Genomic DNA, 14,377 nt, shown 5'->3' with positions numbered 1-14,377 from the left:
ATGGAAGTAAAAATAAAAAAGACCGATTCTATAGAACCAAAAAATATAGAATCTAAAGTAAAAAAGAAAAAATATAAACATAAACATAAAATGACTAAACCTGAAAAGGTTACATTATGGATTAGTAGAATTTTTATATGGACAAGTATTCTTATAATACTATTTCCGGTAGTAGCAATAGTGACAGCATCACTTTCAACAGGATCAAGTTTTATACAAAAAGAACTTATTCCATCAGAAATAACATTTAAAAATTATTTGTATGTTTTACAAGAGACAGACTTCTTATTGTGGATATGGAACTCATTTAAGGTATGTTTATCTGTAGCAACAATACAAGTATTAATGACATTACCAGCTGCTTATACTTTTAGTAGATTAAGATTTAGCGGTAAGAAATATGGACTTATGTCTTTATTAATTCTTCAAATGTTTCCGGCATCAATGGCATTACCAGCTATCTTATCAGTAGCATATAAATTAAATGGAATGGATAATCACTTATTCTTAATTTTAATTATGTGTGGTGCAAGTGCTTATAACATTTGGTTAATGAAAGGATTTATTGATGGTCTTCCAAAAGAACTTGATGAATCAGCTTTAGTAGATGGAGCTACACATGCTCAAATATTTAGAAAAATAATTTTCCCATTATGTAAACCAATGCTTGTTGTAATTTTCTTCTTCTCATTTATAGGAACGTTTGGAGAATTTGTAATGTCAGCAGCATTAATTAAAGATCCAGCACTTAAAACTTTAGTTATGGGATTAAAATCATTTATGGATAGTGGAGTATCTACAAACTGGACAGCATATGCGGCAGCATCAGTAATGGCTACAATTCCACTTGCAATATTATTTGTATCAATTCAAAAATTCGTATCAAAAGGATTAGTTGCAGGAGCTGTTAAAGAATAAGAATAATATGTAAAAAATTAAATACCCTTTCTAAAAAATAGAGATAACAATAGAAAAGTAATCGTTTTAATGGTAAAATTGTAAATAAAAAGATAAAAATGGAATAAGGGGAATGGGAGATGAATATAAAGGATATAGCAGAATTAGCTGGAGTTGGAGTAGGAACAGTTTCTAGAGTTATAAATAATCATCCAGATGTTAAAGATGAGACTAGAGAAAAGATAAAAAAAATAATAGAAGAAAGTAACTACATTCCAAACAATAGTGCTAGAAATTTAAAAATGATGAATTCTAATACTATAGGGGTTCTGACTAGAGGTGTATTTAACCCATTCTTCTCTGAAATAGTAGATATAATAGAAAAAAGAATTAATCAAAATGGATATACAATGCTTTTAAGACATACAGATTACTCAGCTAGAGAAATTGATGAAGTTAGAAATTTAATTGAATTTCAAAATGAAGTAAAACTACAAGGAATTATATATTTAGGATGTGATATTAAAGATGTGAAAGAAGACACATTTAAAGATATTAAAATTCCTTTAGTTTTAGCTTCAACAAATAGTACCTATGATATAAACTTTAAAACTTTTTCATATGTAGGAATACAACAAGTACAATCTGCATTTAATGCAACAGAGTATTTGATAAAAAATGGAGGCAAAAAAATTGGAATTGTTTTAGGAATAAAAGAAGATATTGGATTAGGATTAGAAAGGTTACAAGGTTATTTAGAAGCTTTAAGAAAATATAAAATAGAAATAAAAGATGGATATATAAAATATGGTGGTTATACAATGCAAGAAGCATACAAGGTAACTAAGGAACTTATTTTAAACAATGAAGAGATAGATTCAATTTTTTGTATATCAGATATTATGGCTGTAGGAGTAGCAAAAGCTATAAATGATTTAGGTAAGAAAATTGGAGAAGAAATATCTTTAATTGGATTTGATGGTATGGAAATAACAGAATTTTATAATCCAGCAATAACTACAATAATGCAACCTAGAGATGAAATAGCAGAAAAAAGTATAGAAATTCTTTTAGATAATATAAGGGGTAGTAAAGAAAATAAGCATGTAGTTTTAGATACTAAACTTATAGAAAGAAGTTCAGTAAGAAATTTTAGAGTACATAAATAAATAGAGGAGAGTGATATTGTGAGTATTAAAAAATTTAGAGTTGGAGAAATTATAGACTGTAACTCAGTAGTAAAAAATATAACAGAGGAAAAGGGCGAAATACCTTATTTTAAAAGAGAAGAAAATAAATTAATATATGGTTTAGACAAAAAAGACTTAGTATATGGATTAGGTGAAAATGTTAGAGGAATAAACAAAAGAGGTTGGATTTTTGAAAGCTATTGTACAGATGATCCAAATCATGCGCAAGATAAAAGGTCACTTTATGGGGCACATAATTTTATAGTTATATATGGAGTAAATAAAAGTATCGGGATATTTATTGATACACCAGCTAAAGTAAAATTTGATATTGGATATACAGATAAAGATGTACTAGAAATTGAAATAGAAAAAAATAATTATGATTTATATATAATTGAAGAAAATGATATAAATAATATTGTGAAAGAGTTTAGAAAACTTATAGGAATGAATTATGTTCCACCTAAATGGGCCTTTGGATATCAACAAAGTCGTTGGAGTTATGGGACAGCAGATGAAGTAAGAGAAATTGGAAAAACTTTTAGAGAAAAGAATATACCAATAGATTGTATTTATTTAGATATAGATTATATGAAAGATTTTAAAAATTTTAGCATTAATAATGAAACGTTTCCGAAATTTGAAGAACTAGTTGAAGAAATGAAAAATGAAGGAATAAGACTTATTCCAATAATAGATGCAGGATGTAAAATAGAAGAAGGATACGATATCTATGAAGAAGGCATTGAAAAAGGACATTATTGCTTAGATAAGGAAGGAAACCCTTTTGTAGCAGCAGTATGGCCAGGAAAAGTTCATTTCCCAGATTTCCTTAATAAAGATGCAAGATTATGGTTTGGAAAAAAATATAAGTTTTTAACTGATAAAGGAATAGAAGGTTTCTGGAATGATATGAATGAACCGGCTATATTCTACTCAGAAGAAGGATTGAAAAAGGCATTTGAGTTTGTAGAAGAAAGTAAAAATAAAAATTTAGATATATATAGCTTTTTTGAATTAAAAGATAAAATGCTAGGTTTAAGTAATAGTAATGAAGATTATAATAGTTTTTATCATAATGTAGATGGGCAAAAAATCAAACATAATGATATACACAATCTATACGGTCACAATATGACAAGAGCAGCAGCAGAAGGTTTAGATAGTATAGATGAAAATAAAAGATTTTTATTATTCTCTAGAGCATCATCAATTGGAATGCACAGATATGGAGGAATATGGACAGGTGATAATACATCATTATGGGAACATTTGGAAATGAATGTAAAAATGATGCCAAACTTAAATATGTGTGGATATCTTTATACAGGAGCAGACACAGGTGGATTTGGTGGAAACTGTACAGCAGACTTATTAATAAGATGGTTCCAATTTAGTATATTTACACCTTTATTTAGAAATCATTCTGCAATGGGAACAAGAAAGCAAGAACCTTTTGCATTTGGTTTAGAAAATGAAAAAACATTAAAAAATATTATAGATATTAGATATGCTCTTATTCCATATATTTATAGCGAATATATGAAAGCAACAAATTCTTATGATTCAATGTTCAAACCTTTAAGTTTTGAATATAAGGATTTAATGGTTCGTGAAATAGAGGATCAAATTTTAATGGGTGATTCATTAATGCTTACACCTATAGTTAAACAAAATGCAAATGGAAGATATGTATATTTACCAGAGGAAATGCTTTTAGTAAAAGGAAAATCTTTGGAAAACTTAGAATATAAAGTTATGGAAAAGGGACATCATTATATAGAAGCAGAATTAGATGAAGTTATTTTCTTTATAAGAAAAGACAAAATGCTTGTTTTAGGTGAAGTAGCAGAGAGTGTTCAAGCGATAGATGAAAAGACTATAAAAGTTAAAGCATTTATAGAAACAGAGGGTTCTTACACATTATATAATGATGATGGAATATCAAAAGATTATATTAATGGGATAAAAGATGAAATAAAAGTAGTCATAAAAAATAAAGATAAGAATATTGATATAAAAATAGAAACTACATTAAAAAATAAAGTAATAGAAGTAGAAGTATATACAAAAGATTCAAAAATAATAGAAAGATATGAATTATAAAGGGAGATAATTTTATGAAAAAGAGAAGCAGTGGGATACTAATGCATATATCATCATTACCAGGGAGGTTTGGAATCGGTTCCGTAGGGAAAGAAGCATATGACTTCGTAGATTTTCTAGTAAAGGCAGGTCAAAAGTATTGGCAAATACTACCTTTAGGACATACTAGCTATGGAGATTCACCTTATCAATGTTTTTCAGCATTTGCAGGAAATCCACATTTTATTGATTTAGATATATTAAAAGCAGAAGGATTACTTGAAGAAGATGATTATATAAAAGAAAATTTTGGAGAAGATTTAGAAAAGATTGATTATGGATTAATCTTTGAAAAAAGAAATGAAATTTTAAATTTAGCATATTTAAATTTTAAGAAAAGAAATTTAAATAGACATGAAGATTTTCTATATAAAAAATTTAAAAAAGAAAATAGTTTTTGGCTAGAAGATTATAGTGAGTATATGGCTATAAAGGATAAATTTAATTTAAAATCATGGCTTGAATGGGACGAGGATATAAAAAATAGAGAGCAAAGAGCTATGGATAGATATAGAAAAGAGCTTAAAGAAGAAATGGAATATTATAAATTTATTCAATTTATATTTTTTAAGCAATGGAATGAGCTAAAAGAATATGCAAACTACAATGGAGTAGAAATCATTGGAGATTTACCTATATATGTTGCAGCAGATAGTGCAGATATGTGGAGTAATAAGAAAATGTTTAAAATAGATGAAAATGATATGCCAAAAGTAGTAGCAGGATGTCCACCAGATGCATTTGCAGTAACAGGTCAACTGTGGGGCAATCCAATATATGATTGGGATGAAATGGACAAAGAAGGTTATACTTGGTGGATTTCAAGAATAAAAGAAAGTTTAAAAATATATGACATGGTTAGAATAGATCACTTTAGAGGATTTGAATCTTATTGGGAAATTCCATATGGTGATACAACAGCTGAAAATGGAGAATGGGTTAAAGGGCCTGGAATCAAATTGTTTAATGCAATTAAAGAGGCACTTGGAGAAGTTAATATTATAGCAGAAGACTTAGGATTCATGACAGATGAAGTTATAGAATTTAGAAAAGAAACAGGTTTCCCAGGAATGAAAGTTCTTCAATTTGGATTTGGAGGAGAAGATAGTGGAGATTTACCTCATAATTATGAGCAAAATACAATAGCTTATTTAGGAACTCACGACAATGACACTATTATGGGATGGACAGAAAATTTAGCTACTAAAAAAGAAATTGAAAAGGCAAAAGACTATTTAAATGTAAAAGACTTAAATAGTGAAGATTACTTGAGAGAGATTTGGAAATCAGTAAGTTTTTTAGCAGTAGTAACAATGCAAGATTTATTAGGACTTGGTAGTGAAGCTAGAATGAATACTCCGTCAGTGTTAGGTGGAAACTGGCAATGGAGAGTAAAAAAAGAATATCTTACAGATGAAGTAGCAGAGGAATTAAAAGATTTAACAGTACTATATGGAAGAATTTAAGTAGAAGTGTGAGAAGATTTTAGTAAATATTATTGGAGGAATTTTAAATGAAAAATGAATTAAGAGAATCTATGGAACGTCAGCTAAAAATAAAGTATGGTGTAAGCTTAGAAGAAGCATCGAAAGGTGAAATATTCTGGAGCCTTTCATCAGCATTAATGGAAACTATAATTGATAATTGGAACAACACTAATAAGGTTTATGGAGAAGGAAAGCAAGCTTATTACTTATCAGCAGAATATTTAATGGGACGAGCACTTGGAAATAATTTAATTAACTTAGGATTATATGAAGAAGTTTCAAATCTTTTAAAAGAGTTAAATATAGACATTAATGAAATTGAAGAATCAGAAGAAGATGCAGCTCTTGGTAATGGAGGTCTTGGAAGACTTGCGGCATGCTTTATGGATTCAGCGGCAGCTATGGAAGTACCTTTACGAGGATACGGAATTAGATATTCAAATGGATTATTCAAACAATATTTCAAAAATGGATTCCAAGAAGAGTGTGCAGATAATTGGTTAACTTATGGAGATCCTTGGAGTATAAGAAGAGAAAGAGAATCTGTCATTGTTACATTTAAAGATATGGAAGTTAAAGGGGTTCCATATGATACTCCAATAATAGGATACGATAGCAAAAATATAAATACTTTAAGATTATGGAAATGTGAGGCTTTAGAAAGTTTTGATTTTCATGCATTTAATGAAGGTAAATATGCAAAAGCAGTAGAACTTAAAAATAAAGCAGATGATATATCAAGAGTTTTATATCCAAATGATGACATGAAAGCAGGTAAATTATTAAGACTTAGACAGCAATATTTCTTAGTAAGTGCATCAGTTCAAGATATTATAAGAAGCCATGTAAAAAGATTTGGGAAAAACTTTAATAACTTTTCAGAGTATCATGCAATTCAATTAAATGATACTCATCCAGTATTAGCAATACCAGAGTTTATAAGAATTTTAGTAGATGATTATAAAGTAACCTTTGATAAAGCATTAAAGATAGCAAAAGGTGTGTTTGCATATACAAATCATACTATATTAGCAGAAGCTTTAGAAAAATGGGATAACAAACTTATAGTAGCATTATTCCCAAGAATATTAGCAATAATCAAAATGATAGATACTAGATTTATAAATGAATTAAAGAAAAAAAGTTATTCAGAAGAAGCTATTGAAGAGTTTAGAATAGTTAAAGATGGTATAACTAGAATGGCTAATTTAGCTATTGCAGTGGGATTTGCAGTTAATGGAGTTGCTAAATTACACACAGATATATTAAAAGAAACTGAACTTAATAATTGGTATAATTTATATCCAGAAAAATTCCAAAATAAAACTAATGGAATTACGCCAAGAAGATGGCTTAGACTTTGTAATAGAGAATTATCAGAATTCATTACTGAACTTGTAGGAGATGAAAGTTGGGTTAAGGATTTAAGTAAACTTAAAGAACTTGAAAAGTTTGCTGATGATGAAAAAGTATTAGAAAGATTTATGGATATAAAACATTCTAAAAAAGAGCAACTTACTAAATATATAAGAGAGTGTGAAGGCATACAGTTAGATCCAAATTCAATTTTTGATATTCAAATTAAGAGGTTACATGAATATAAGAGACAATTATTAAATACTTTATATGTATTAGATTTATATTATAGATTAAAAGAAAATAAGGATATGGATATTCCGAAAACTACATTTATTTATGGAGCAAAAGCCTTCCCAGGATATAGAAGGGCAAAAGCTATAGTTAAGTTTACAAATGAAGTAGCGAATATGATAAATAATGATGAAGAAATAGAAGGAAAAATTAAAGTTGTATTTGTTGAAAACTATAGAGTTTCATATGCAGAAAAATTATTCCCAGCAGCAGATTTATCAAAACAAATTTCAACTGCAGGAAAAGAAGCATCAGGGACTGGAAATATGAAGTTCATGTTAAATGGAGCACCTACTTTTGGAACTATGGATGGAGCAAATGTTGAGATAGTAAGAGAAAGTGGAGAAGAAAATAATTTTATATTTGGACTTACTGTTAAAGAGATTGAAGAGTTAAGAGATCATTATAATAGCAGAGAATATTATGATAATAACGGGTCTATAAAAAGAGCGGTAGATTCATTAATAAATGGAACATTTAATGATGGAAATACAGGATTGTTTGAAGATTTATATAATTCATTAGTAAACGAAGGTGATGGATATTTATTACTAGCAGATTTTGAAAGCTTTAAAGCTGCTGAAGATAGAGTTTTTGAAGCATACAAAGATAAGAATAGATGGGCTAAAATGGCATTTTATAATATGTGTAATGCAGGAATATTCTCATCAGATAGAACAATTTTAGAGTATAGTAAGGATATTTGGAATATTAATCCTACAAAAAATAAACTATAAAAGAGATAAATAGGAGAGTATGTTATGAGGTTTGGAAAAAGTGATTTTATAAATTATGAAAGAGGAATAGAAAAAGAATGGATGATAGCAAATGGAAGAAGTGCATTTGCAGGATCTACAATTATAGGAGCTAATAGTAGAAAATATCATGCTGTATTAATTGCAGCATTAAAATCTCCAGATGAAAGATATATGATACTTCCAAAGGTAGAAGAAAAATTTATATCTAATAAAATAGAGTATCCTCTAACAACTACAAAATATGAAGATGAAGTTATTGAAGGTTTTAAAAACCTTCAAAGCTTTTCTTATAACGGAATACCAGAATATAAGTATTTTATAAATGGGACAGTTATAAAGAAAAGAGTATTTTTACAAAAAGATAAAAATACAGCAATCTTAGAATATTCTATAAAAGGAAATAAAGATGGAGGAGAAATTAAACTTGCTCCATATATGGCATTTAGAGTACCAGGAGAAGTTTCTTTACCAGAAAATTTATTATTTAAAAAAGAGAATATTAAAGATGGATTTAAGCTTAATCCTAAAATAAAGGAAGAGTTAGGTATAAAGATAATTATAGAAAATGGAAGAGTATCTTCTAAAAATGAGAGCATAACAAAAGAAGCTTTCTATGATGTAGATAAATCTACTGGAGATGATTATTTAGATAGATATTATGTTCCAGGAAAATTAACTATAGATGTGAAGCCTTATGAAGAAAAGAAAGCTTACTTAATTTGTACTTTGGAAAAAGAAAATATTAATTCAGAGAAAATTGTTAGTAGTGAAGAAAAAAGAATAAGAGCATTAAGAAATACTTTTAAAGGTGATAATAGACCAATAGCAAAACTTTTACCAATAGCAGCAGATAATTTTATAGTTGATAGAGATTCTATAGATAGTAAAACTATTTTAGCGGGATATCCTTGGTTTTTAGATTGGGGAAGAGATACAATGATTGCATTAACAGGTGTAGGAATGTGTACTGGTAGATTAGAAGATACAAAGAAAATATTAAAAAGTTTTAGTGTATATGAAAAGAATGGGATTATTCCAAATATGTTTCCTGATTTTGGACAAGAACCACTATATAACACTGTAGATGCTTCATTATGGTATGTACATGCAATATATACTTACCTTTTATATAAAGGTCAAAAAGAAGAACTGAAATTTGTTAAAGAAGAGCTTTATGGAACTATAAAAAATATTATTAAAGCTTATAGTAATGGAACAGACTTTTCAATAGGAATGGATACGGATTATTTAATTAATGCAGGAGACGGAAAAGACCAAGTTACTTGGATGGATGTTAGAGCCAATGGAATAGTTGTAACACCAAGACATGGAAAACCAGTAGAAATAAATGCATTATGGTATAACGCTTTAAAAATAGCTGCATTATTAGGAAAAGAATTTGAAGATAAGGAATATTTAGAGTATGAAAATTTAGCTCAAAAAGTTAAAGAGTCTTTTAATAAAAAATTCTGGAATGAAAAGAAAGAATGTTTATATGATGTAGTAAATGAAGAAGGAAATGATGGTGCTATAAGACCAAATCAAGTTTATGCAATATCTCTTCCATTCACTATGCTTCCAAAGGAAAAAGAAGAAAAAGTAATAGAGAAAATATATAACGAATTATATACCTCATTTGGACTAAGAAGTTTAGATAGGGAAGATGAAGATTATAAAGGGAAATATAAAGGAGAACTTACAGATAGGGATATGGCATATCATCAAGGAACAGTATGGTCTTTCCCATTAGGTGCTTTTTTAAGTGGATATTATAAAGTAAATAATTATTCAGAAGAAGCAAGAGTATTTGTAAGTGAGGCTTTAAGTGAAATGGAAACTCATATTTGTGATTCTTGCTTAGGTGGAATAGCAGAAATTTTTGATGGTGATGCACCATATTCTCCAAGAGGTTGTTATAACCAAGCTTGGGGTGTAGGAGAAATACTTAGAGTTTATTTTGAATGCGTAAGAGAAAAAATTAAAGAATTAGATAGAGCTCATATTAATATATTTAATTAGAGGCACAGCTATTGTAGAATTTTTAGTTCTGCAATAGCTTTAGTTTGATTTAAAGTGAGGGAAAGACTATGGATATAAAAAAGATTTACAAAAATAAAAAAGAAATAAGTGGAATATTTAATTCAAAGGAATTTGAGGAAAAGTATACTTCAAATTTAGAATTAGGAGCAATATATGATAAGGAAAAAACTATATTTAGATTATGGAGCCCTGTAGCCAAAAGAGTGATATTAAATTTATACTCAAAAATAGAGAATGAATTTTATAAAATAGAAGATAAAGACATGGAAGAAAAGGCTAACGGTGTATGGGAAGTTACTAAAACAGGAGATTTACATGGAGTCTATTACAGATATGAAGTTGAAATAGATAGAAAAATAAATAATACTATTGATCCAAATTCTAAAGCTGTAACTGCTAATGGAGAATATAGCATGGTAGTTAATTTAGATAAGACAAATCCTGAAAATTGGGAAAAGGATAGAAAACCAAAGTTTAAAGATACAACAGATGCAATTATATATGAAATGCATATAAGAGATTTTTCTATAGATGAAGATTCAGGAATAGAAAATAAAGGGAAGTATGCAGGAGTAACAGAGCAAAATACGAAAACTTCAAAAGGAGTAAGTTCGGGATTAACTCATTTAAAAGAACTTGGAATTACTCATGTACATTTATTACCTAGTTTTGACTATAAATCAGTAGATGAGAAAAATTTAGATATACCACAATATAATTGGGGATACGATCCTGAAAATTATAATTGTCCAGAAGGTTCCTATTCTACAAATCCATTTGATGGAGATGTAAGAATAAAAGAATTTAAGGAAATGGTGCACAACTTACATGAAGCGGGGCTAAGAGTAGTAATGGATGTTGTTTATAATCATACTTATCAAGGAGAAGATTCTTTATTTAATAAAGTAGTTCCAGGATACTATTATAGACAAGATGAAAATGGAGATTTTTCAAATGCATCAGCATGTGGTAATGAAACAGCTTCGGATAGAAGTATGTTTAGAAAATTTATGATAGACTCATTAGTTTATTGGGCAAAAGAATATCATATTGATGGATTTAGATTTGATCTTATGGGAGTCCATGATGTTAAAACTATGAAAATAATAAGAGAAGAATTAGATAAAATAGATCCATCTATAATTATTTATGGAGAAGGATGGACAGGTGGAGATAGTCCATTAAAAGAAAAGGATAGAGCAATAAAGAAAAATACAGTTCAATATGAGAAAGCTCAAATTGCAGCATTTAGTGACGATATTAGAGATGCTGTAAAAGGAGATGTATTTGAAGAAGAGGAATGTGGATTTGTTAATGGAGGAGAAGGTTTTGAAGAAACTATAAAATGTGGAATTGTAGGGGCTACAAATCATCATGGAATAGATTATGAGAAAGTTCTTTATTCAGATGAGTTTTGGGCAAATGAACCATATCAAACAGTAACATATGCTTCAGCTCATGATAATTATACTTTATGGGATAAGCTTCAAATAACTGCTAAGGATTATTCAGAAAAAGAAAAAATAAGAATGAATAAGCTTATAGCTACAATAATATTAACATCACAAGGAATTTCTTTCATTCATGCAGGAGAAGAATTCTTAAGAACAAAATGCGATGAAAATGGAAAACTTATAGAAAATAGCTATAAATCAAGTGATTTAGTAAATAAACTAGATTGGAATAGAAAAGAAAAATATAAAGATGTATTTGAATACTATAGAGATTTAATAGCATTTAGAAAAACTCATAAAATATTTAGAATGAATTCAGCTAAAGAAATTGATGAAAGAATAGAGTTTTTAGAGCTAGAAGAAGAAGGAATAGTAGCATATACAATAGATGGAGAAAATCTAAATAAATATAAAAAAGTATTAGTGATATTCAATGGTAATAAAGAAGAAAAAGAAGTCCAAATTCCAAAGGATAAATGGAACTATGTGATAAAAGACTTGAAGTTTGAAAATAGTGTATTAGAAAAAGAGAAAATAAAAGTAAAAGGAATATCAGCTAATATTTTAGTTGTGGAATAAAATTAATTAAGAAATAGAAAATAAAAGCCTTAAATTTAGAACTGATTTAAGGCTTTTTATGTGGAAAAAATAGTTTGCTTTACAAAGGAGGAAGAGGAATGAAGATTATATTTTTAGATGTAGATGGAGTTCTTAATTCAGAGAAATTAATTGAGGAGAAAAAATGTGACATTATAGATAAAGGAAGAGTAGAAATATTAAAAAATATAATAGAAAAAACAGGAGCTAAAGTAGTTCTTTCATCTGGATGGAGACTATGGTTTAATGATGAATTATTACCTGAGGATGGTTACTCACAGTTGTTATATGATACTTTAAATTTATTTGATATAAAAATATTTGATAAGACACCGGATTTTAGTACAGAAGAAATTAGAAGGAGAAAAACTTTTAGCCATGTTAAAGGAAAAGAAATTATAGAATGGTTAAAAAATCATGGGGAAGTTAAAAAATATATAGTGATAGACGATTTATTATTAAAAGAAGAGGAAATAAACCGTAATTTAATTAGAATAAATGCTGAAATTGGACTTACTGTAAAAGATGGAAGAAGAGCAATTGAAAAATTAAAAGAATTATAGGGAAGATGAAAGAGTTAAAAAATTGAGGAAATTTTATTTTGTATATGAGAGAGTATAAATAGTTAAAAAGCTTATAATAATGAGAAAAAATTAAATGAAAAATAGAATAATAATGGGAAATATGTAGAATATATAGGGAAATATATTACAAAAGATTACAAAAAAGTATTAAGAATATTACGAAAATATATGAAAAATGTTAAAATTGTATCCTAATTTTAATCGAATTTGTACGAAATTTGAATATAATTAATGTATAGAGTAGATTTGAAGAGGAGATGAACAAAATGAAACTAAAGAAGACACTTATTATTTCAGCTATTACAGTAATGGTGGGAGGCGCTTTAGCAACAACATATTTTTTTAGTAGTAAAGTAAAATCAGAGGAATTATACAGCGGAATAAATACAGATATAAAAAAAGATATAGATGATTCAAAAAATAATATAAATTCAGCAAAAGATGATGAAAATAAAAAGCAAGAAGAAATGAAGAAGCAACAAGAAGAACAAATGAAAATAGAGGAAGAGAAGAAGCAAGCAGAAGAACAAAGACAAGCAGAAATAAAAAAACAACAAGAGGAAGAGAAAAGAGCGGAAGAAATAAAGAAACAGCAGGAAGAGCAGAAGAAGCAACAAGAGGAAGCAAAAAAACAACAAGAAGCACAGAAGAAACAGCAAGAAGAACAAAAGAAACAAGAAGAGCAAAAGAAGCAAACTGCGAATAAGGAAGAAGTTCAACAAAATGTACAACCTATATCAGGATCTAATATAATTCAAAGTGCAAAAAGTTATGCTGTTCCAGTAAGACAAGTAAATGCAATGTTAAATGGACAAAAAAATGGACAAAAAGAAGTATTTTTAACATTTGATGATGGTCCAAGCAGTAATACTCCTAAGGTTCTAGAAATTCTTAAAAAGTATGGAGTACATGGAACATTCTTTGTATTAGGATCAAATGTGGAAAGTTCAAGTGCAAATAAACAATATCTTAAAGATGTATATAATAGTGGAAACGCTATAGCAAATCACACATATTCTCATAATTTTAAAACATTATATCCAGGAAATACTGTTAGTGTAAATGCTTTTATGAATGAGTTAAATAAAACTAATGGGATATTAAAAAGTGTATTAGGAAATAGTTTTAGTACTGGAGTTATGAGAATGCCAGGTGGGTATATGTCAAGACAATACTATAAAGATGGAAATTTAGGGGCTTTAAACAATGCATTAAATAAAGCTGGAATAGTATCTTTAGATTGGAATGTTGATTCATCTGATGCAAGTGGAGTAAATGTAGCATCTAGTAAAATTCTTTCTAACACTATAAAAGAAGCTGGAAATTCAGAAGATGTAGTTGTTTTAATGCATGACGCAAACGGAAAAGGAACAACTGTACAAGCTCTACCACAAATAATAGAGTACTTTAAAAATAAAGGATATGCTTTTAAAGTAATATCAAATTAGATGGAATATTTAAAATAAAATTAGTGAACTAGTAAAAAGAACTTTTTAGATGAAAAAGTTCTTTTTATTTTATTCCAAAATATATAGAAAATATACAAGAAATATAAAAAATATACAATAGATA

At 28.1% G+C, this 14,377-nt stretch carries 9 protein-coding genes; all 9 read left to right on the top strand.

The window, feature by feature from the left end; translation table 11 throughout:
• The 9 genes from Q0W06_RS06445 to Q0W06_RS06405 all read left to right on the top strand — a co-directional run bounded on the left by Q0W06_RS06445 (position 1) and on the right by Q0W06_RS06405 (position 14,253).
• Positions 1 to 918, top strand: a complete 918-nt coding sequence (locus Q0W06_RS06445; protein ID WP_297632994.1) for a sugar ABC transporter permease — start codon at positions 1 to 3, stop codon at positions 916 to 918.
• A 119-nt stretch (positions 919 to 1,037) separates the two neighbouring features.
• Positions 1,038 to 2,066, top strand: coding sequence for a LacI family DNA-binding transcriptional regulator (locus tag Q0W06_RS06440; protein WP_297632991.1), 1,029 nt, complete (start codon positions 1,038 to 1,040; stop codon positions 2,064 to 2,066).
• Positions 2,067 to 2,084: 18 nt separating this feature from the next.
• A complete protein-coding gene (locus tag Q0W06_RS06435; protein WP_297632988.1) occupies positions 2,085 to 4,196 on the top strand; it encodes a TIM-barrel domain-containing protein in 2,112 nt (703 codons plus the stop codon).
• A gap of 14 nt (positions 4,197 to 4,210) precedes the next feature.
• The gene (gene malQ / locus Q0W06_RS06430; protein WP_297632985.1) at positions 4,211 to 5,701 is read left to right on the top strand and encodes a 4-alpha-glucanotransferase; all 1,491 of its coding nucleotides are present in this window, start codon (positions 4,211 to 4,213) and stop codon (positions 5,699 to 5,701) included.
• Positions 5,702 to 5,748: 47 nt separating this feature from the next.
• Entirely contained in the window at positions 5,749 to 8,109 is a 2,361-nt protein-coding gene (locus Q0W06_RS06425; protein ID WP_297632982.1) for a glycogen/starch/alpha-glucan phosphorylase, read from the top strand.
• A gap of 24 nt (positions 8,110 to 8,133) precedes the next feature.
• Positions 8,134 to 10,149, top strand: coding sequence for an amylo-alpha-1,6-glucosidase (locus Q0W06_RS06420; protein ID WP_297632979.1), 2,016 nt, complete (start codon positions 8,134 to 8,136; stop codon positions 10,147 to 10,149).
• 68 nt (positions 10,150 to 10,217) lie between these two features.
• A complete protein-coding gene (gene pulA, locus Q0W06_RS06415) occupies positions 10,218 to 12,203 on the top strand; it encodes a type I pullulanase (protein WP_297632976.1) in 1,986 nt (661 codons plus the stop codon).
• 98 nt (positions 12,204 to 12,301) lie between these two features.
• Complete coding sequence (locus tag Q0W06_RS06410) at positions 12,302 to 12,784, top strand: HAD domain-containing protein (RefSeq protein ID WP_297632973.1); 483 nt, start codon at positions 12,302 to 12,304, stop codon at positions 12,782 to 12,784.
• Between the two features lie 287 nt (positions 12,785 to 13,071).
• The gene (locus tag Q0W06_RS06405; protein ID WP_297632970.1) at positions 13,072 to 14,253 is read left to right on the top strand and encodes a polysaccharide deacetylase family protein; all 1,182 of its coding nucleotides are present in this window, start codon (positions 13,072 to 13,074) and stop codon (positions 14,251 to 14,253) included.
• Positions 14,254 to 14,377: the final 124 nt, after the last annotated feature.

Source organism: uncultured Clostridium sp. (assembly GCF_947072515.1).
In the GTDB taxonomy this organism is placed as follows: Bacteria; Bacillota; Clostridia; order Clostridiales; family Clostridiaceae; genus Clostridium.
This window is presented reverse-complemented; position numbering and strand designations above follow the sequence as displayed.